Genomic DNA, 21,460 nt, shown 5'->3' on the forward strand with positions numbered 1-21,460 from the left:
TTTCGATATGAAAAAAGACCCTTTGAATAATTTGATCCATAAAACATACTAATATGCTTGAATGGCGACAAACTATTTCTAGGGTCTTAACTATTTATTAAAATTTGCTCTAGGCTAAGTATTGATTAACAAGCTCTAGTACTGCTTCAGATGAATTGCACTCCTTGGTCACGCGCTCTGCTAATTCTTGCATCTTTTTACTATCTAAGCGTGAGATTAACTGACGTGTCTTCAATATTGAAGATGCAGACATTGAAAACTCATCTAATCCCATACCTAATAAAATAGGTACTGCCATTTGGTCGCCAGCCATTTCACCACACATACCCACCCATTTACCTTCTTGGTGAGCAGCCTCAATCACAAATTTAACTAATCTCAAAATGGAAGGGTTATAAGGTTGATAAAGATAAGAAACTTGCTCATTCATTCGATCGGCAGCCATTGAATATTGGATTAAATCATTTGTCCCTATTGAAAAGAAGTCAACTTCCTTTGCAAATTGGTCCGCTAGAACAGCGGCAGCTGGAATTTCAATCATTATTCCAACTTCGATTGAATCTGAGTATTCAACCTTTGCTTGTTGAAGCTCCTGTTTTGCCTCTTCAAATATTGATTTAGCTTGGCGAAACTCTGAAATTGTAGCTATCATCGGAAACATAATTTTCAATTTACCATGAACCGATGCTCTCAGCAAAGCTTTCAATTGCGTTTTGAACATCTCTTTCTTATCTAAGGAAATACGAATTGCACGGTATCCTAAAAATGGGTTCATTTCTTGTGGCAACTTCATATAAGGTAAATGCTTATCGCCACCTATATCCATGGTTCGAACAACCACCCCTTTACCATCAACGGCCTCAAGCACTTGACGGTAGGCTTTGTATTGGTCATCTTCACTAGGAAAATCAGAAGCGTCCATGTAAAGAAACTCTGTCCGATACAAGCCCACTCCATCTGCTCCATTAGCTATTACTCCCTCAACATCTTTAGGGGTTCCAATATTAGCAGCAATTTCAACAGTTTTTCCATCACTAGTGATAGATGGAGATGTTACCAGTTTTTTTAGTTCATCTTGATCTTTTTTGAATTGCTCTGCTTTATGGCGATATTCTTTGAGTTCAGCCTCATTTGGTTGCAAAATTACTTGACCTTCTAAGGCATCAACAATTAGATTTTCTCCCTGTTGCACCGCCTTAGAGACACCTTTAATTCCAACAATAGCAGGTATCTCTAATGACCTTGCCATAATAGCTGAATGGGAGGTTCTCCCGCCTATTTCTGTAACAAAGGCTTTCACATATTTTTTGTTCAACTGAGCAGTATCACTCGGGGTTAAATCTCTTGCTACCACAATCACTTCATGGTCAATGGTAGCTGGAGTCGGTAATTCTACGCCTAACAAAGCTGCTAAAAGTCTTTGTTTCACATCACGAATGTCTGCTGCACGCTCTTGCATGTATGGATTATCCTCCATCGCTTCAAATGTAGCAATGAACATATCCGCAACTTGTTCAAGACTGGCCTCTGCATTCATCTTATCTTCTTCAATTAAAGATTTTACCTGGGCTAGGAATTCTGGATCTGATAAAACTAAAAGATGTGCATCAAAAACTTGAGCCTCTTCTTCGCCTAATTGAACAGCAGCTAATTGCCGAATTTTTTCAAGTTCCGCTTTTGCTTGATTAACTGCAGTAGACAGACGAGCAAGTTCTTGGTCACTATCTTCAATTCGCTTTTTTTCAAAACTTAAATCCGGGTCCACTAATAAATACACAGGTGCAATTGCAATCCCATCACTAGCTGCAATACCGGTTAGTTCATTAGTCATTACTCAGATAATCCTTCTTTCTTCATGGTCTCTGTTATCGTTTCAATAGCTTCTTTCTCATCAGAGCCTTCAGCTGTAATAGTAACATCAGCTCCTTGACCTACACCAAGGGACATTACCCCCATAATTGATTTTAAATTTACTGATTTGCCTTTATACTCTAGGTTAATATCTGATGAAAACTTACTTGCTGCTTGTACCAATAAAGTTGCAGGTCTTGCGTGAATCCCTGTCTCAGCAACTACGTGAAATTCTTTCTTTTCCATATGTTCATCTCCTTAAAACATTATTTCTAACATTAAGCCATACGCTTCATAGCTAATCATTCTAGGTAAATTAAAACCTAGGCAAACGCTAACATTATTATACACAAAACAAAAATTAAAAGCTAAGATTATTTACTAGTGACCCCTTGCCCTCCATCGATAAGCGGTTTACATTAACTGCTTAAGCTTAACATTAGGATGCTTATCTTTAAACCAGTTTTCCGCAAAGTGATTTTCAAAAAGAAAAACAGGTCGGCCGAAACGATCTTTAGCCAAAAGGTTTCGCGAAGAAGACATCTTAGGATCTAACTCATCTTCCTCAATCCAACGTGCAATTTTTGAACCCATAGGAGTCATTTCAACTTCTGCATTGTACTCATTTAATAAGCGATATTGAAAAACCTCGAACTGCAATTGTCCGACTGCCCCTAATATATATTCTTCCGTATGATAGGTCTTATATAACTGTATGGCTCCTTCTTGGACAAGTTGCTCAATCCCTTTATGGAAGGATTTTTGCTTCATCACATTCTTTGGTGCTACTTTCATAAAAATTTCTGGTGTAAATTGCGGTAAATCTTCAAATTGGACAGCTTGGTTGCCTGCATAAATAGTATCACCAATTTGAAAATTTCCCGTATCATATAGTCCAATAATATCGCCCGCAAAAGCATCTTGTACTTCTGCTCGACTATCAGCCATGAACTGGGTGGTATGAGCCATACGAATTGTTTTTCCAGTACGATTTAAAGTAACTGTCATTCCTTTCTCAAAACGGCCAGAAACAATCCTTACAAAAGCAATGCGATCACGATGCGCTGGATTCATATTGGCTTGGATTTTAAATACAAAGCCTGTGAAACGTTCATCTGTTGGTTGAATATATTCTTCGTCAACCGTTAAAGCCGGTGCTGGTTCATGGGAAAGGTCCACAAAGGCATCTAAAAAGGTTTGTACGCCAAACCCAGTTAAGGCTGACCCGAAAAAGACAGGAGTTAACTTTCCACGAGAAATAGCTTCTCGATCAAAATTATTACCAGCTTCATGTAAAAGTTGCGCATCATCAATAGCTTGACTATAAATAGAAGATGCTTTGAAAGCATGGTCACCTTGGGCATGTCCTTCTTCATCAAGTGGTATAAAATAATCTTCATCATCTGATTGACGAATTTCCACCCGCTGGTTGTATAAATTGTATAAGCCTAGCAAAGTTTTTCCCATACCCATTGGCCAATTCATTGGATAGGCATCAATTCCTAAAACTTCCTCTAATTCCGCTACAAGATCCATTGGCTCACGCCCATCGCGGTCTAGTTTATTCATAAATGTAAAGATAGGGATTCCGCGCTTTGAAACGACTTCAAACAGCTTCTTAGTTTGAGGCTCAATCCCCTTACCAGAATCAACCACCATTACTGCTGCATCAACCGCCATTAAAGTACGATAGGTATCTTCTGAAAAGTCTTCGTGACCTGGCGTATCAAGAATATTCACTTGATAACCATCATAATCTACTTGCATGACAGAAGATGTTACAGAGATTCCTCGTTGCTTTTCAATCTCCATCCAATCTGATTTAGCGAATTTATTTGATTTCTTTCCTTTAGCTTTTACCGTTCCCGCTTCACGTATCGCTCCTGAAAATAATAAGAGCTGCTCGGTGATAGTTGTTTTACCGGCATCGGGGTGGGAAATGATTGCAAATGTTCGACGACGCTCTACTTCTTTTTTTATATTTTTAACCATTATTTCTCCTCATTTCTATTGATAACTTAAAGACAAGAAAAGCTGGGATTTTCCCCAGCTCTTTTCTTATCATTTAGTTAACCATGAGCTTTCTTAAAATCGACAAGTTTTTTGTCTTTTGACTTTTCTGCCTTTTCTTCATTCTTTATAACGTCTTGTATTAAACGTTGCAATTCCTCTTTTTCTTTATCCGACAATTGTTTTTCTGCCGAAAGATTCTTGCGATGATTATTTGGCTGCAAGTCATCTTCCTCAAAATCTTCAATCTGATCCATAAAACGCTCTACTTGCTTACTAGGAAAAATCTCGTCAAAGTTAGTCGATGAAACAAATTTTTCGTAATCTGAAATCATGTCAAGCATTTGTGATTGCATCATTTTCAGTTGATCTCTCAAATCTGTTCCTGTATTAGCTAATTCTTTACTATAATAAGCAAAATTCTCTTTGTATTGAGTCACTTGTTCATTGGTGCGTTTTATTAATTTTTCTGCTTCTGCTTCTGAATCGGCAATAATATCATTTCCTGTCTTTCGTGCGTCCACTAAGCCATCTTTCAAAGCAGCTTCAATCGACTGAAAATAAACCACTTTCTCTTCTAAAGCTTGGACTTTCTGATTTAAATTAGCAAGATCACTTTCTAAAGATTTAATTTTTTCGTCTTTATGTTCTACTAATTGGTTAACTTGTTTGCGATTATAGCCAAATAGATTTACAGACACTTCGCTGATACGGTCCATTTAGTCACCTCATAACTTTCTTTTCCATCAACTAATTTTAACAAAAATTAGTTGCTTTGAATAGGTCCTAATGCGATTTACCCTTGTCATTGACTTTTTAAACAAAAAAAGACCCGTCATTTCTCATCTATAAGAAATGACAAGGCCTATTACTTAAAACGATTAATCTACCATGTCTGCTTCTAAGTATTTATGAATTAAATCGTAAGTAGCAATTACTGAAGTAATATGTGTTCTTTCGAAGGCGTGACTAGCGTCAATTCCAGCGCCGAATAATCCATGACGTACATCTGCTCCAGCACGCATAGCTGCAGAAGCATCTGAACCATAGTAAGGATAGATATCTACTTTATAAGGTATCTTATTATCATCACATAAGCCAACTAATTGATTACGTAAGCCAACATGATAAGGACCAGAAGCATCTTTAGCACAGATAGATACTGTATACTCATCTGAAGTTTGATCATCTCCTAATGCTCCCATATCGACAGCAATATACTCTTCAACTTCTGGAGCAATGTTAGAGTTCCCACCGTAGCCAATTTCTTCGTTATTAGAAATATAGAAGTGAGTAGTATGTGCTAATTTAAGTTCCCCAGCCTTAATCGCTTCAATAGCCTCTAATAGAAGCGAAACACTCACTTTATCATCTAAGTGGCGTGATTTTAAATAACCGGAGTCAGTGATTTCTGCACGTGGGTGGAAAGAAATGAAATCTCCTACTTCGATACCTAATTCAGCTACATCTTCTGGGTTAAAGATAGGGTGGTCTAAACGAACTTCCATATTATCTTGATTACGCTCTAATGACCCCGCATTGCGGTAAACGTGAACAGAAGTTTGATGCATTAGGATCGTTCCATCAAAAGTTTTACCGGTTTTAGCAGAGTGGATTTTGCAATAAACACCTTCTAAAGAGTTATAAACAAAACCTCCAATTAGGTCCAGTTTCAAACGACCATCAGCTTTTACCGCACGAACCATAGCTCCTAAAGTATCCACGTGAGCAGTAATGAAACGCTGACGTTCCTTATTTTTTCCTTCTAAAGTTACTAATAAACCACCTTTTGGTGTCTTTGTATACTCTACTTTATCCTGGTCAAATTTTTTCATTAAATGTGACATAATTTCACCAGTATAACCGGTTGGTGAAGGAATCTCGGTTAATTCTTTCACGCGTTCTAAACGTGCACGATCTGATTCTGATAATTGATAATTCAATTCTACCATTCTATTCTCTCCTTTATATTGATCCATCTTAAAAGATAAATCATTGTAATCGCTTGATTCTACTATACAACAATTAGCCGTAAATTCAAAAGCAAATTAAGAAAAAAATAAAAACCTTTAGCTTTTTTACTCTTGTTTTAGAATTTAAAAATTGAAATTCTAAAACAAGCGGGTGTCTATAGCTAAAGGTTTTTCTTATCATTAAGATAAATAGGTTAAAAATACTCGAGCAATCGTAAAATAAATGAAGACTGAAGTTAAGTCGCTTAAAGTTGAGATAAATGGACCACTAGCCACAGCGGGATCAAAGCCTAACTTCATCATGAGTTTAGGAATCAAAGCGCCAGCAATATTAGCAACCACGATTGCACAAGCCATAGCAATCCCTATGATCATGCCCAAAAAGAGGTTTCCTTTCCAAAATCCAGCCACTAGCGCTATGGTTAACCCCACGACCAATCCCGTTACAACACCCGTTAACAATTCGAAACCAAAGGAGTCAAAAAATTTATCATCTTCTGATTTATTAGTTAGTTTACGTACTGCGACCGCTAAAGATTGGGTTCCAGCGTTACCTGCTGTACCGGTTATCAAAGTAACAAAGCTAGATAAAACAGGCACTGAGGATATCAAACCTTCAAACTGAGAAATCAAAGTGGCTGTACCCATCCCCATAAATAGCAGTGTCACTAACCAAGGCAAGCGGCTTTTAGAAGCCTTAAAGGGAGTGGTATGAATTTCATTAACATCAACCGCAGCCAAACCAGAGTAATCACTGTCTGCTTCTTCTTGAATAACATCTAAAACGTCATCTACCGTTATAATGCCAAGTAATTCACGATCAAAGCCTACAACTGGTAGGGCTAACAAGTCATAATCTTGTACCATTTTTGCTACTTCTACTTGATCATCATTTACTTCAACTGTGATTAAACGAGGATTAAGGATTTCTGAAATTAAGGTTTGATCATCATGAACAATGAGATCTCTTAAAGATAAAACACCCTTTAATCGTCTGTCTTCATCAATCACATACACATAATAGATAGTTTCTGCTTGAGCGGCTGCCGTTTTTAAATGTTCATAAGCTTGTTTGACTGTATATTCTTCTTTGACAGTTACAAACTCAGTCGTCATGATAGATCCGGCTGTTTCATCAATATAATTTATCAGACGAGATATTTCCCGAGCAGAATTATTAGGCATTAAATGCATATACATATTTACTTTTTCTTTGTTATCAATATTATTTAAAATATCCACCGCATTATCAGCGTACATCTCACCTAGAACAATGGCTGCATAGGCATTTTCCATCTCTAAAAAATATTCTTCACTCAAGTGAAGAATATCTGATTCAAAGGCATCAAAGACATCAGCAAGTTCACTAGGAGCAAGATATTGATAAACTTTTTTTCGTTCAGAACTAACAAACTCCGTAAAAATTTTGGCTTGATCGTAATTATGTAATGCTAAAAACTCGGTACGAAAGCGTGTCATACGATTGTTTTGGAGCATGGCTTTAAAGCTAGCGACACTCTCTTCGAAACTTCTTTCAAATACTTCCATTACTATTCCTCCCTTAGTTAACTTGCTGGGCTTGAATCCAATCTTGCATATCTTGTGGCAGGGCTATCTCAAAATGTAAGGGTTGTTGAGTCATTGGATGAATAAATTCCAGTTCACCACAATGAAGGGCTTGACGCTTTATAGTTTTAGTCAAAGGTCCTCCATATAAGTCATCGCCAATCAAAGGGCCTTCCATGTGCGTTAAATGTACCCGAATTTGATGTGTTCGTCCTGTATGAAGTCTTATTCTTAAATGCGCTCCATCCGGATAAATTTGCTGACACCAATATTCAGTTTTAGCATATTTTCCACTATCATGAACACGACGAGTTATAATTGAAGACTCTGTTCGAGCAATAGGGGCTTCAATTATTCCATGGTCTGTCCATTGACTACGACTGGTTAAAGCATGATAATATTTTTCTACTTGACCCGCTCTTACTTGACGATCCATCAAAGCATGAGCTAATCGGTGTTTAGCAATTATCATTAAGCCAGAGGTGTCACGGTCTAGTCTTGTTACTATATGGATTACTTGGTCCGAATAACCTTGTTTTTGGTAATAGCCTCTGACTCGATTAGCAATTGATCCTGCCGGATTAGCTAATGAAGGAATAGAAACAACGCCTACTTGCTTATTTAATATTAAGATATCTGCATCTTCATAAATGATATTTATTGGTTCTTGGGAAGGGGGTACCGTATCATGGCCCACTTCAACTGGAGCAATCAAACGTAAATGATCTCCTTTTCTAATTTTAAAACGAATCGGAATATTTAAATGATTTAATAAAATTTCCCCATCAAATTTGACAGCCCTTAAGAATGCTTTGGGCAAATTTTGTTGAGCTAAAAATTCCTTAATCGTCATTTCATGTTCATGTTGATAAATCCAATTTAGCTCCATCTTTACCTCGCTATTTCTATTATTAAACTTATTCTGATAACCTATTGGCAATAAAAGAAGATTCTACACGATTCCAATAATGCGTGTGCTTGAAACTCGCAAAGTGAATTCTTTCCTTAGCCAATTCTAACCGAATATAATCGATTGTTTGGTCTGCCCAAAACAAATGATCAGTGGTAATATCAATCCATTCATTCGATGGGTCTGGTCTCAAGACAAGCCACTCATCGGCTGGTAGAATAATAGGAGAAGCCAGTGAGCGGTAAACTCGATTGTTGACTGAAGCCATCTCAGTCATTTGAAAAGCTTCAATTCTTGGATGCATAACTGCTCCTCCTAAAGACTTGTTTAGTCCTGTTGAACCTGTCGGTGTAGCGATGCAGAGTCCATCTCCTCGAAAAGTTTCAAAAAACTGACCCTTAATTTCCACATCACAGACCATGGTTTTACGATGAGACCTCACACTACATTCATTAAGGGCTAAGATATGTTGCTTTTGACCCTTGGCTAATTGAATGTCTACCGATAATAAGGGGTAAGATATCGAATCTGCTTCATTCTCAACAATTCCTTGTAACACTTGATCAATTTGGTCACCCAACCAATCCGTGTAAAACCCTAAATGTCCCGTATGAATTCCTATAAATTGAGTCTGATCAATTACATTTTGAAATTGGTGGAAGGCCGATAAAAGCGTCCCATCTCCACCAATTGAAATCACGTAGTCCGGAATATCTCCTACTGAAAACTCTTTTAAATCGTAAGTAGGTAGCTTATCCTTCATTTGCTGAGCATAGGCTATAGAAAGAGGTTTTTGGTTGTTTACAATTGCTATTTTTTTCATAGAATCCTCCCTTTATCTCACAACCTATTTGGAGTCGAAAAGCTTAGTTGCCTCATGAATCTCTTCTCGAATCTGACTCATTTCCTCATCCAATAGAAATGCAGCTTCTGAAGCTCTTTGTAATCTTTCTAAAATTTCAACTGGATATTTTCCATCATATTTATAATTGAGTGAATGTTCGATAGTTGCCCAGAAATTCATCGCTAATGTTCGGATTTGAACTTCTACAATAACTGATATATTGCCTTCTATACGTTCTACGGGATACTCTAAAATCATGTGATAGGAGCGGTAACCACTCGGTTTATGGTTTTTGATATAATCTCTAATCATAACGACTTTAAAATCGGTTCTTTTCAACAAGAGTTCTGCTACTTCGTAAATATCTTCCACAAATTGACACATAACTCTTACTCCTGCAATATCTTGCACACCATAAAGAAAGTTCTCATTATCTATATGTCTAACGGCCATTTTTTCAAGAATACTCTCAGGTGTCTTAACCCTTCCAGTGACAAATTCAATCGGAGCATGCTTATCCAAGTCAATGTATTCTTGTCGGATACTTTTTAATTTTAGTTTTAATTCTTCCACTGCCTGTCCATAAGGTGCTAAGAAAAGTGCCCAATCTTCTACTAAAGCTTTGTCTTTATTAAATTCCTCTCCCATGATTAGCTCCCTTCTACTTATCACCCAATTGAACAATATATTATAAACGTAACTAACTTTCAAATTATTATTTCATCTAGCCATTATTTTACCATAAGTCGGTCTCCTTTCGCATATTTATAAATGTTACTTGAAATTCATTATAATTTTAGGCATACTATTTAATTGCGATGTATCATATTACGAGATAAGCGTATCATTATAAATAACCCATTTAATGTGTTAATCTAAAATTAAGTTCGTAGAAAAGATATAGATAAGGAGGGATAGTAATGGAAAATTATTTAATTGACTATCATTTAAATGGTCATAAAAAGTATTTTGATTTCTATTTGTTTGTTAATCCACTCGGCCGAAAATGCTACTATTCCGAACAAGAAATAAATAAGGCTAGTAAGATCATTTCTTCCAAAACTGATATTAATATTCTTTGTATCCATAACGAAAAGATTCTTAATGAGTTTATGCAGCGGCTGGGTATTCATAACCCTAGCCTAAAAGTGCGTAATGACCTTTATTGCAAACTTTATAAAGCTGCCCTAGCAGTGAAAGCCGCACATTTTCAAGGAAAGAGAAAGGGGCGTCACTTCTTAAAAGAACTGCAACGAAACATTTATTCGGACCTTTCGATTCTTAATGAAGATTTAATCATGGAAGTTGCGGTTAATAATGGATTAGATCCGGATCTTTTTTACGATGACTTTCATTCTGACTATACAAAAGAGTTATATTTTAATGATTTAAAAATTGCTGAAGCCATGGGAGTTGAATCGACACCTAGCCTGGTTATTTTTGACTCTAGTAGCGACGATGAAGGAATCTTACTAGAAGATCACGTGACCTACGATAGTGTCTTAGAACACTTGGATTCTTTATTTAAGAGTCAGTGTCAAGAATACTCAGATGATTCAGGACCACATCTCAACATCATAAAATAAAATATACTTTAATATATTGAGTTATTAATTAAAAAAGGCGAGTCTTAAGACTCGCTTTTTTATTATGATATAAATAAGAATTCTACATATAAGAGAAAACTAAATTCCGTTTTAATTAAATCTTATAAAACCATTTAAATTAGAGACAATAAAATGACTATGTTCATACTTATAAAAAAATAAATAAAAAAGCCAAAATCAAGATTCTTCTTGACTTTAGCTTTTAATATTATGCTAATGCTTTTTTAGCTTCTTCTACTAAAGCGGTGAATGCTGCTTCATCATTGACAGCAATATCTGCTAACATTTTACGGTTGACTTCGATTCCGGCCTTTTTCAATCCATTCATTAATACAGAATAGCTCATGTCATTTTGGCGAGCTGCTGCATTAATACGTGTAATCCATAAGCGACGGAAATTACGCTTTGTTTGACGACGATCACGGAAAGCATACATGTATGACTTCATAACTTGTTGCTTAGCTGTCTTAAATAATTTAGACTTTGCTCCGTAATAACCTTTAGCTAATTTTAATGTACGTTTACGACGTTGACGTGTGACATATCCACCTTTTACGCGTGCCATGTTTTTCTTCCTCCTTTATTTCTATAAAGCTGAAATTTGTTGCTTGATACGTTTCATATCTGAAGCAGAAACTAAAGCTGATTTACGTAGTTGACGACGTTGTTTTTTAGTTTTACCGTGGAAACGGTGGGAAGTAAATGCACGTGAACGCTTTAATTTACCTGTACCTGTTTTCTTAACGCGCTTTGCTAATCCGCGATGTGTTTTTTGTTTTGGCATAATAATCCTCCTAAATTCCTACTTATTAATTATATTATGATTCTGACGATGGAGCGAGTATAGTAAACATACTGCGACCTTCCATTTTGGGTTTTGACTCAACAGTTGAAACTTCTTTAGTGTCTTCAATAAAGTCTTCCAAAACGTCTAAGCCTAAATCCTTATGGGTGATTGACCGCCCTCTAAACCGGATACTCGCTTTCACCTTATCGCCTTTTTCCAAGAACTTGATTGCTTGACGTAATTTCGTCTGGTAATCATGGTCATCAATTGAAGGACTGAGACGTACTTCTTTAACACTGACTACTTTTGTATTCTTACGTTGTTCTTTTTCTTTTTTCTGTAACTCGTAACGATACTTACCGTAATCCATAATCCGTGCAACTGGCGGATTGGCTTGTGGTGAGACGAGTACGAGATCTAAATCAAAAGATTCAGCAATCGTTAAGGCGTCTTGTAGCGATTTAACTCCAATTTGTTCTCCATTATCACCGATGACGCGCAATTCTTTAGCGCGAATTTGTCCATTAATCAATGCTTCTTTAGCGATATGAGTCCACCTCCATAATTTTTATGAGTGTCAAATAAAACAAAAAAATAGCCCGTTTATAAACGTGCCGTCTCAACCGATTTATAAAAACAGAATTCTTCTGCTCCATAAATGATTTGCCCTACATCTTCGAATGTCCGGCGAGAAACGGTTTGTTTCTACTTGTTTTCTCAACTCATATAGTTTATCACGATTTAGTAGCTAAATCAAGTTAAAGTTTTAAAATTATTAATTATATTTAGCTATTATACTAAATTGATGATATAATACTGCAGAAATCTAAAATATTAGGAGTTTTTTTAATGAACTTTAACAAAATTATAATAGGAATGGTTATGATAGGACTCTTATCCGCTTGCCAAACTAGCCCCTCCCCTGGAGATAAAGTTTCACCATCTAATTCATCTAACTATCAGACTTCACAAGAGCAATCATTACAAATTCAATCCTCTTCCACTTTTGAAAAGTCAGTTGCTGATGAAAATGAGCAAATTTCTTCTACTAAAGAAGAGATTAGAGAAACAACTTTATCCAAAACCGACAAATTAAGAAAAGCAATTATAAAAAAACAAAACAAGTCGGATGCTGATAAAGAAGAGACAAATGAAAATTTAAAAGTTTCTACTATAGAAGATCCTATCGAAAGTACCGAAGAGTTGAAGAAAGATAAGTCATCCATGGAAAATGCTGAAGAATCTGATGAAGATAAAACTACTTCCGCAAGTGATGATGAAACAACCACTGAAACTACCCAAGAAGATGAAGATGAGCAACAATCAGCTAATTTATCATTTTCCTTGAATTACGATCAATACACATCTATTCAAGAAGTTATCAAAGATTTAATTGACGAATATGGCTTTGACTCTTCTAAGCTAGGTATTGCTTATCAAAACTTTGTGAATGAAGAATCCTATTACTTAAACGAAAATGAAGCACGACATGCAGCTTCAACCAATAAAGTGGGAACTTCTGTGCTCTATCTCGATTTGATTGAAGCAGGTGTACTAAACTGGGATAGTCAACTGCCAGCTACCGAAAACGATATAGAAGAAGGCGATGGAAGGATCACCAACAGTCCCCTGCGATCATCTTACAGCTTAGAGGAATTGATTTCTAATCTTCTTGTATACTCAGACAATACAGCCTGGAACATCTTAATAGATTATTATTATAAAAATTATGGTGATTATCGTAATGACTTAATCGAATTGTCAGGCGTCAATAACAAACCGAAAGATCTAACTCAAAAGATGAACTATGCTACACCTAATATGCTAATCGGTTATCTCAATAAAATTGCTGTTGATGATAGCTATAAACCCATTATAAACTACATGTTAATCGCTCAAGAAGGACAACGATTTAAACTGTACGTTGATGACGGAATGGCTACAAAATATGGTCAATATGGTAACGGTTATCATGACACAGGCATATACTTTGAAGATGGAAAGCCTGTTTATAGTCTAGTTCTAATGACCAATGATCTTGGTACCATTGATAATTTTATGGGCGATTTAAATTTACGCGTAAATGAATGGTACCATTACCAACAAACTCAATAATAAAACATCACCCACGCAACTTCTTTACGAGAAGCTACGTGGGTGAATTTTATTTTTAACATCCATTAGCCAACAATGCTTTATACTTCATTTGCTAATTGTTCCAGAGTAAAAAAAGGAACCACTATAATACTTAGTAGGATATAGCCAGTTTGTATCCAAAAAATCCCCACATCCATCATACCGTGAAAAAGAACGGTCACTAACATTGACACTATTAAACCTAATTCAGATCTGATTTTAGGTTGTAAAAGGCGTTCAATAATATTTCTAAAGTAATGACTGAAAGCCATTATTAAGACCATAAGACCTACAATACCGTAATTAGCCAGTGTATCAATCAATAACTGATGGGCATGCATTTTCCCTTGATCTGCAAACAAATAATAAAAGGTTACATAAGTCATGGGCCCTCTGCCAATTAAGGGACTTGTTAAAAATATTTGCCATCCGGTATACCATATTGCAAAACGATCATCAAAAGCATGCGCCAAAGTAGTAAACCTAGGTAATAAATCAGGTTTAATGAATAAAGTTAAAAAGCCTCCTGCTAAAGCAAAGCCAATCAACCAAGCTATTTTAGGTTTTAAGAAAAACACCATAAGGACAATCCCAACTATACAAGTAGGAATAGACCATCTCGAAGCAGTTAAAAATAAACTAATTATATTTAAGAGGATAACTACAATCGATAGCCAACGATCAAGCGAGCGCTTAGACTTCGCCATTAAATAAATAGCCATTACTAAAACCATGGCAATGTATAGTCCATAATAGTTAGGGTTGAAAAAAGTTGCCTCCGCACGAATTTGTGGATTATGATACTTAAAAATATATAGTAAATCGTAGCCATTCATAAAAACATAATAAGTGTATTTTATAAAAGCCATTATAGCTAATGGAATAGATCCCCATGTGAAGATTTTTATTTGCTTTAATAAAAGCTGGGGAGTAATTGTCTGGAAATAAAAATTGAACAGAAAATTAAGTAAAAAAAGAACAAATGTCACAGCGACTCCGATATAATTTCTAAAGTAGATTGATATTATTAAACTATAAATCAAAAAAATAAATAGCCAACTCTGTTTACGGATTATCTGAGTCAATTCTCTTCGGTGTCGATATAAAAGATATAAGGTTGTTAAGAAAATTATTATACTACCGATATAAAAAGGAAATAAGACCGAAATTGACATCAATAAGAACAAGTTACCTTCAAGATGTTCACTTTGAATCAAATTTCTCAAGTTCATTGCCATCCACCTCCGTGACTAATATTTATTATTATAGCAAAAGATACCAAATATATTCATTAATAGATAGCTAATTTTACCTTGAAGATTACTCAGAAAGTAGTTATCATTAACCAAATAATTAAGTTTTTCACTACTAAAGTTTTACTAGCGAAAACTAGTATAAATGATTTAACATGTCACATCTTAATAATTTAATTTCTAGGAGATGCTTATGTCTATCAAACCCATTTTATTAACTACTTTTTTTTTAATATTTCTTTTCGGTTGTCAGCAGCAATCATCTTCTCCTCCTGACACTGATAATTCTATAACCACTTCGTCTGAAAGTCTTCAAACAAATCTTGATCTTAATGAAACTAGCAATGAAGAAAAAGAGCTAATTAAGAAAACAGAAACTACGTCCTATTCGAGAAACTATGATTCCTATCGTTCAGTTAATGATTTAGTAAACGACTTAATAAAAGATTATAATTACCCACCTTCTCGTTTAGGTATTGCCTACTATAATTTCGTCACGAAAGAATCTTACTTTTTAAACGAAAATATCGGTCAATATGCTGCTTCTACCAATAAAGTTGGAACAGCTGTCCTATACATCCAATTAATTGAAGAGGGAAAGCTTAACTGGCAAAGTAAATTGCCAGCTAGCAGTGATGATTTTGCGTCAGGCGCAGGAAAAATTACGAATAATCCCATTCAATCTGAATATGAACTAGAAGAACTGATTGAAAATTTATTAGTATATTCCGATAATACTGCTTGGAAAATCCTTATGAATTACTATCAAAATAATTTTGGAGACTTTAATCTTAATTTAATTGAAAAATCAGGGGCTAGTCAAAAACCTGATAGCCTCTATAACCAATATAATTATGCCACCCCTAATACTTTATTAGGTTATCTAAAACAAATTGCCAAAGAAAAAAAGTATTTACCCCTAATTAAATACATGTCTAAATCTGAAAAGAATCAACGCTTTAAACTTTATATTAGAGGTGGTATGGCTACTAAATATGGTCAGTATGATTATTCCTATCATGATACAGGTATCTACTATGAGAATGGACGCCCTATCTATGCCCTCGTCCTAATGACAGACGGAATTGGAACAGTGGATCAATTTATGGGGGAACTTAATCTTATTATCAATGAGTGGTCTCATTTTCAAATGTCTTCTCATTAAATAAATTATGAATGAAGGTTGACGATTCCTAGATTTTTTATCTGTTTTCTATTCTCAATTGGAATTGAAAGTAGATTTCGTTATAATATAAAATAGTTTAATGGCTAGCTTCCATGTTAGTCACACTGATTTAAAGGAGGATACACCATGCATATTTACTCCAAAAAACATCTAATTGTCTTTGGAAAGCTAGTCTCACTCATGCTTGTTTGCAACCTTTTCACCCTTCCCATTTTTGCTCAAGTAGAAAATTTGTCAAAATTACCAGATTTAACTATGGATATAAATAAAGCCAAGGAATACAAACCAATTCTTATGCCTGAAGATTATCCCGAAGAATTGGCAAGTTTTTTTGATAGTTCTATAAGTTCGCGATCATTTCTTGTGGTAGATGTTGACACCGGCCGTATATTAGCACAAAAAGATGCTAACATTCCTTATCCAATAGCATCTATCACCAAAATTCTCACTGCCTATCTAACTTATCAAGCAATTGAATCAGGCAAATTAGAACTTTCAAGTGAAATTGAAGCACCTAGTGAGCTTACTCAAGTTCTTTCTGATAATCCCGAGCTAACTAGTACTCCATTAATTGCTGGTGAAAAATATTCAGTGGATGATTTGTTGCACTCCTTGATTATAAAATCAGGTAATGATGCTGCTTCATTACTTATGCGAGCGGTTTACGGATCAGAATTGGCTGCCACTCAAGCAATGACTGATCAACTGCACCAATGGGGATTTAATGATTTTAAATTTTATACCACTTCTGGCGTCCCTAATGAATATATACCTGAAGATTGGCGGGTTTCAGGTTCTACTGCAAGTAACGAAAATACGATGTCTGCTCAGGACTTAGCATTAATGACTAAGTATATAATTGAAAAATATCCTCAAATTCTAGAAATCTCTTCGACAATTAATTATACTTTCAAAGAAGGTACCGATTATGAGCAAATCCTTTATACACCTAATCCTCTGTTACCCGGACAAGCTTTAGGTCGAGAGGGGATTAATGGTCTAAAAGCCGGTTTAACCGATGCAGCCGGCGATAGTTTTATTGCTACTGGCGAAGAGGGTGGTCGCGACATTATCGCCTTATCCATGGGAAATTTTATTCAAGAAGATGGAAATTATTCTTCTTCTTATGATCAATTAACACTCATTCTTGATGCTTTAGCTGAATATCCTGATTTATATCAAAATGAAAACTTACCCTTAAATCAAATCACGCAATCTAAAGTTGAAGAAAAGCTTAACGAAGCTTCTACAGATAGTGATGAAGAAAACAATTCTGAAACAATTCAAGAAGAAACTACTTTAGAAAATCGAAGAGACAATCCAATAACTAACTTTATAAAGCGATTATTTGATAATTTCAGGTAATTAAAAAAACAGTTCTCCTTTAAAGGAGAACTGTTTTTTTAATACTCATCACTATCGGCTTCTTCTAAATTACCATCCACCATTTTAAAGACTCGATCACATTTTGATATTAGTCGGGTATCGTGCGTGACCATAATAGTCGCTTTAGCTTTTTCTTTAGTCATTTTTGCTAAAATATCGACTACCTCAAAAGCACGCTCGCTGTCTAAACTGGCTGTTGGTTCATCGGCTAAGATAACAGTTGGATCATGGTAGAGAGCTCGCGCAATCGCTACCCGTTGTCGCTCTCCACCAGATAAGTCTGAAGGATATTTATTTTTCAACTCCTCTATTCCTAAAGAGTTAAACAATTCTTCTGCATGGTCTTTTTGATAAGATTGATGATTAATTTTATCTACTAGGCGCAATTGATCTTTAACTTTTAAAAAGGGAATAAGATTAGAAGCTTGTAAAATAAATCCAATTTCATCAAAGCGTCGTTTGGTTCGTTTTTTATCACTTAGTCCAGAAAAATCTTCTTCTTTTAAATAGACTTGGCCTTTTGAAGGACTTTGAAGCCCTCCAATAATCGATAATAAAGTACTTTTACCAGAACCTGAAGGGCCAATTATGGCAACAAATTCTCCTGGTTCAATCACAAAATTAGTTTGTTTCAAAGCTTGAATTGTTTTGTTCCCATCTTTGAAGCTTTTCTCAATATTTTTAATTTCTATGGCTTTCATGTTTACCTCCTAAGATATAGCTTGACTTGGATCAATGCGCACAATTTGTCTAACTGAAAGTAAACCACCTAAAACCGCAAAGACAATCATCAAGACCATTGTAATTCCAATTAATTCCCATGAAAAAGCAAAAGGAACTTTAGCGGGTAAATAGAAGGCTGTTAAAAGAGTAAATAACAAGCCAAGCAAGGTTCCAATGACCGCCATAATTAATGTTTGGTAGACTACTGAACTACCAATAAAGAAGCTTGAAATACCTTGTGCTTTCATAACACCGAAAATTCTAATTTTTTGTACAGTCAGTACATAAATAAAAATTCCTACAACAATCGCTGCGATGACAATCAGAAAAACAATAATCATTGTAAAGGTTAAATTTTGCGCTTGGTAACCAGGTAGTTTTTCAATAAAATCATCAATTTCAAAAAGCTGAAGATTATCCTTATTTTTCAACTCTTTAGTCACATCTTGATCTCTTATTAAAAGAGCCGAATACTTGCCTTGAGCTCCACGCATCCCCATTAATTCTTGGGACGTGTTGATAGTGGAGTAAAGGATTGGGGAAACACTTAGCATTTGGTCTCCTGTAAATCCGACTAGTTCCAAAGTCTGATCTTTTCCTACTAATTCAATGGTATCTCCTATTTCAAATCCATAAACTTCTTTTAACGTAGAAGTCGCAATAACTTGATAATCCTCAGTGATTTTCTTACCTTCTAGAACCTCTGGTTGAGCTAAACCATCTTCTTGGTTGCCTATTAAAGTTAAGGATAACCGCTGGTCCTCATCCTCAACTTCAGGCTCCTTGGTTTGGGCCACTAAGGATAAAATACTCACCCCTTCAAAATCAATGGCCTCAACATCTTCTAACCAATCGTCATTAATAACTGATGCATTAATACGACCATTTGCTTCGGATGACAAGACAATTTGATCAGCCTCCCAAAGATCTATAGCAGATCGGTTGGCTTGCCCTAAGCCAAATGCTAATCCCGTTAAGAAAAAAACTAAGTAACCTAATAATGCTAGAACTAAAATAATCATACCGTATCTAGCTTTTGAATGTATGATTTCTTTCCATGCTAAAAACATTTTTCTACCTCCTCAAATGAAATCTATTATACAAGACGACTAAGATAATAGCTAATAATTGACCTCCATATCACAATATATTTTTTGGACTAAAAAAACACTTAGTCTCAAATTTGTCTATAAATGACTAATAAAGACAATCTGAGAGATAAGTGTTTATATTTATATGTTTTTATTTTTTCGATTTATTATTAATATCAGCTAGAATCATTGCAATGAAATCTTCAACTGAAACCGACTCTGAATTTTCTTGACCGTAGCGACGAACATTGACACTGCCCGATTCAACTTCTTGGTCACCAATTACTAATTGGTAAGGAACTTTGGAAGTTTGAGCAGAACGAATCTTATAACCTAGTTTTTCATTTCGCAAGTCCATTTCAACTCGAACGCCAACATTTCTCAAAGCATGATAGATTTCTTCAACTTTTTCACCGTGTGCTTCGAGATTGACTGGTAAAAGAACAACTTGAATTGGAGCTAACCAAGTAGGGAAGGCTCCCTTGTACTCTTCAATTAAGTAGGCAACAAAACGTTCCATAGTTGAAACAACACCTCGGTGGATGACAACCGGACGGTGGTCATTTTGACCATCTTCCCCCACATATGTCAAATCAAAGCGTTCTGGAAGTAAAAAGTCTAATTGTACTGTGGACATGGTTTCTTCTAAGCCGATAGCTGTTTTAAACTGAACATCTAACTTAGGTCCATAGAAGGCTGCCTCTCCTTCCGCTTCAAAGTAATCTAATTCTAATTCATCCATGCCTTCTTTCAGCATAGCTTGTGCTTTTTCCCACATGTCATCATCATCAAAGTATTTCTCAGTATCCTCAGGATCACGATATGATAAACGATAACGATAATCTGTAATGCCAAAGTCATCATATACTTCGGATATTAACTGTATCACACGCTTGAACTCTTCTTTAATTTGATCAGGGCGAACGAAAATATGCGCATCATTTAGTGTCATTTCACGAACACGTTGCAAGCCTGATAAAGCACCTGATTTTTCATAACGATGCATCATCCCTAATTCGGCAATCCGAATAGGTAATTCACGATAGGAATGCACATCATCTTTATAAATCATCATATGGTGTGGACAGTTCATTGGTCTTAGAACAAGCATCTCACCGTCACCCATGTCCATAGGGGGGAACATATCATCTTGATAATGGTCCCAGTGTCCAGAGGTCTTATAAAGATCCGTTTTAGCCATAATTGGCGTGTAAACATGCTGATAGCCCAATGAAATTTCCTTATCGGTAATGTAACGTTCAATGGTACGACGGATAGTTGCTCCATTAGGTAACCAGAAAGGTAATCCTGAACCCGCTTCTGGACTAATCATAAAAATATTTAACTCTTTACCTAACTTACGGTGGTCGCGCTCCTTAGCCTCTTCACGTAACCTTAAGAACTCATCTAGATCTTCTTGTTTGAAGAATGCTGTTCCATAAACTCTTTGCATCATCTTATTATCGGAATTTCCACGCCAATAAGCCCCAGCGAGTGATAGAAGTTTAAAAGTTTTAATCTTACCGGTTGAAGGCACATGAATTCCACGGCATAAATCAGTAAAATCTTCTTGCGTATAGACGGTAATAATTTCATCTTCAGGTAGATCATTAATTAATTCTTGCTTATACGGATCTTCTTTAAAAATATCTAAAGCTTCCTGACGTGATACGACCCGCCGTTCTATTGGATAATTGGCTGAAATAATTTTTTTCATTTCCTTTTCAATCTTAGGTAATTCATCTTCCGTGATGGGCTCTGGTTTGTCAGTATCATAATAGAAACCTGAATCAATAGCAGGTCCTACACCAAAGTGAATACCTGGATACAAACGTGTCATAGCATGCGCCATTAAGTGAGCAGTTGAGTGGCGCATAATTTGAAGTGCTTCATCACTTTTATTAGTGATAATTTCAATTGACCCATCCTTTTCAATCGGTCGATTATGATCAATAATCTCACCTTCAAACTTTCCTGCTAAGGTTGCTTTAGCTAGGGAACGTGAAATAGATTCTGCTACTTGCATAGGGGTAATTCCTGATTGGTATTCTCTTACTGCACCATCTGGTAAAGTTAAATGAATTGTTGACATATATTTTTCCTCCTCCGTACTATTGAAACTTAAAACAAAACGTCC

The 21,460-nt window shown here is 35.7% G+C and carries 20 protein-coding genes; 4 read left to right on the forward strand and 16 right to left on the reverse strand.

Annotated features, from left to right (window positions below; genetic code table 11):
• Nucleotides 1-109: 109 nt before the first annotated feature.
• The 9 genes from ptsP to NW240_RS05515 form a co-directional block, all read right to left on the reverse strand.
• Entirely contained in the window at nt 110-1,831 is a 1,722-nt protein-coding gene (ptsP, locus tag NW240_RS05475) for a phosphoenolpyruvate--protein phosphotransferase (RefSeq protein ID WP_258436489.1), read from the reverse strand.
• On the reverse strand, nt 1,831-2,097 hold the full coding sequence (locus NW240_RS05480) for a phosphocarrier protein HPr (protein WP_258436490.1): 267 nt from the start codon (nt 2,095-2,097) through the stop codon (nt 1,831-1,833). Before NW240_RS05480 ends, ptsP begins: the two co-directional genes overlap by 1 nt.
• Before the next feature lie 168 nt (nt 2,098-2,265).
• The gene (locus NW240_RS05485) at nt 2,266-3,843 is read right to left on the reverse strand and encodes a peptide chain release factor 3 (RefSeq protein WP_258436491.1); all 1,578 of its coding nucleotides are present in this window, start codon (nt 3,841-3,843) and stop codon (nt 2,266-2,268) included.
• Between the two features lie 77 nt (nt 3,844-3,920).
• Nucleotides 3,921-4,580, reverse strand: coding sequence for a DivIVA domain-containing protein (locus NW240_RS05490; RefSeq protein WP_258436492.1), 660 nt, complete (start codon nt 4,578-4,580; stop codon nt 3,921-3,923).
• 162 nt (nt 4,581-4,742) lie between these two features.
• Nucleotides 4,743-5,813: a M42 family metallopeptidase gene (locus NW240_RS05495; RefSeq protein ID WP_258436493.1), complete on the reverse strand. Its 1,071-nt coding sequence runs from the start codon at nt 5,811-5,813 to the stop codon at nt 4,743-4,745.
• Nucleotides 5,814-6,014: 201 nt separating this feature from the next.
• Nucleotides 6,015-7,382: a magnesium transporter gene (gene mgtE / locus NW240_RS05500; protein WP_258436494.1), complete on the reverse strand. Its 1,368-nt coding sequence runs from the start codon at nt 7,380-7,382 to the stop codon at nt 6,015-6,017.
• A gap of 13 nt (nt 7,383-7,395) precedes the next feature.
• Nucleotides 7,396-8,289 carry an RluA family pseudouridine synthase gene (locus NW240_RS05505; protein WP_258436495.1) on the reverse strand — a complete coding sequence of 298 codons (894 nt, stop codon included), beginning with the start codon at nt 8,287-8,289 and terminating at the stop codon, nt 7,396-7,398.
• Between the two features lie 28 nt (nt 8,290-8,317).
• The gene (locus NW240_RS05510) at nt 8,318-9,133 is read right to left on the reverse strand and encodes an NAD kinase (protein ID WP_258436496.1); all 816 of its coding nucleotides are present in this window, start codon (nt 9,131-9,133) and stop codon (nt 8,318-8,320) included.
• A gap of 24 nt (nt 9,134-9,157) precedes the next feature.
• On the reverse strand, nt 9,158-9,802 hold the full coding sequence (locus NW240_RS05515) for a GTP pyrophosphokinase family protein (RefSeq protein WP_258436498.1): 645 nt from the start codon (nt 9,800-9,802) through the stop codon (nt 9,158-9,160).
• 272 nt (nt 9,803-10,074) lie between these two features.
• Here NW240_RS05515 and NW240_RS05520 point away from each other — a divergent pair, with 272 nt between their 5' ends.
• The gene (locus tag NW240_RS05520) at nt 10,075-10,740 is read left to right on the forward strand and encodes a DsbA family protein (protein ID WP_258436499.1); all 666 of its coding nucleotides are present in this window, start codon (nt 10,075-10,077) and stop codon (nt 10,738-10,740) included.
• Between the two features lie 229 nt (nt 10,741-10,969).
• Here NW240_RS05520 and rplT read toward each other — a convergent pair whose 3' ends face one another.
• Genes rplT through infC form a run of 3 tightly spaced genes read right to left on the reverse strand, consistent with a single transcriptional unit; the run spans nt 10,970 to nt 12,080 of the window.
• Nucleotides 10,970-11,326: a 50S ribosomal protein L20 gene (rplT, locus tag NW240_RS05525; protein WP_258436500.1), complete on the reverse strand. Its 357-nt coding sequence runs from the start codon at nt 11,324-11,326 to the stop codon at nt 10,970-10,972.
• A gap of 21 nt (nt 11,327-11,347) precedes the next feature.
• Entirely contained in the window at nt 11,348-11,545 is a 198-nt protein-coding gene (gene rpmI, locus NW240_RS05530; RefSeq protein ID WP_258436501.1) for a 50S ribosomal protein L35, read from the reverse strand.
• Between the two features lie 34 nt (nt 11,546-11,579).
• Nucleotides 11,580-12,080, reverse strand: a complete 501-nt coding sequence (gene infC / locus NW240_RS05535; protein ID WP_258436502.1) for a translation initiation factor IF-3 — start codon at nt 12,078-12,080, stop codon at nt 11,580-11,582.
• Nucleotides 12,081-12,397: 317 nt separating this feature from the next.
• Between infC and NW240_RS05540 the strand changes: the two genes are divergently transcribed.
• Nucleotides 12,398-13,663 carry a serine hydrolase gene (locus tag NW240_RS05540; RefSeq protein ID WP_258436503.1) on the forward strand — a complete coding sequence of 422 codons (1,266 nt, stop codon included), beginning with the start codon at nt 12,398-12,400 and terminating at the stop codon, nt 13,661-13,663.
• 80 nt (nt 13,664-13,743) lie between these two features.
• Here NW240_RS05540 and NW240_RS05545 read toward each other — a convergent pair whose 3' ends face one another.
• Nucleotides 13,744-14,916 carry an O-antigen ligase gene (locus NW240_RS05545; RefSeq protein ID WP_258436504.1) on the reverse strand — a complete coding sequence of 391 codons (1,173 nt, stop codon included), beginning with the start codon at nt 14,914-14,916 and terminating at the stop codon, nt 13,744-13,746.
• A 214-nt stretch (nt 14,917-15,130) separates the two neighbouring features.
• Here NW240_RS05545 and NW240_RS05550 point away from each other — a divergent pair, with 214 nt between their 5' ends.
• Nucleotides 15,131-16,102, forward strand: coding sequence for a class A beta-lactamase-related serine hydrolase (locus tag NW240_RS05550; protein WP_258436505.1), 972 nt, complete (start codon nt 15,131-15,133; stop codon nt 16,100-16,102).
• Nucleotides 16,103-16,249: 147 nt separating this feature from the next.
• Complete coding sequence (locus tag NW240_RS05555; RefSeq protein ID WP_258436506.1) at nt 16,250-17,488, forward strand: D-alanyl-D-alanine carboxypeptidase family protein; 1,239 nt, start codon at nt 16,250-16,252, stop codon at nt 17,486-17,488.
• 38 nt (nt 17,489-17,526) lie between these two features.
• Here the strand turns inward: NW240_RS05555 and NW240_RS05560 are convergent, their stop codons facing one another.
• From NW240_RS05560 to thrS, 3 genes are all read right to left on the reverse strand, one after another.
• Nucleotides 17,527-18,210, reverse strand: coding sequence for an ABC transporter ATP-binding protein (locus tag NW240_RS05560; protein WP_258436507.1), 684 nt, complete (start codon nt 18,208-18,210; stop codon nt 17,527-17,529).
• Between the two features lie 9 nt (nt 18,211-18,219).
• The gene (locus tag NW240_RS05565) at nt 18,220-19,302 is read right to left on the reverse strand and encodes an ABC transporter permease (RefSeq protein ID WP_258436508.1); all 1,083 of its coding nucleotides are present in this window, start codon (nt 19,300-19,302) and stop codon (nt 18,220-18,222) included.
• Nucleotides 19,303-19,474: 172 nt separating this feature from the next.
• Nucleotides 19,475-21,415, reverse strand: a complete 1,941-nt coding sequence (gene thrS / locus NW240_RS05570; protein WP_258436509.1) for a threonine--tRNA ligase — start codon at nt 21,413-21,415, stop codon at nt 19,475-19,477.
• Between the last annotated feature and the right edge of the window lie 45 nt (nt 21,416-21,460).

The organism is Facklamia sp. 7083-14-GEN3 (assembly GCF_024742075.1).
Taxonomy (GTDB): Bacteria; Bacillota; Bacilli; order Lactobacillales; family Aerococcaceae; genus Facklamia.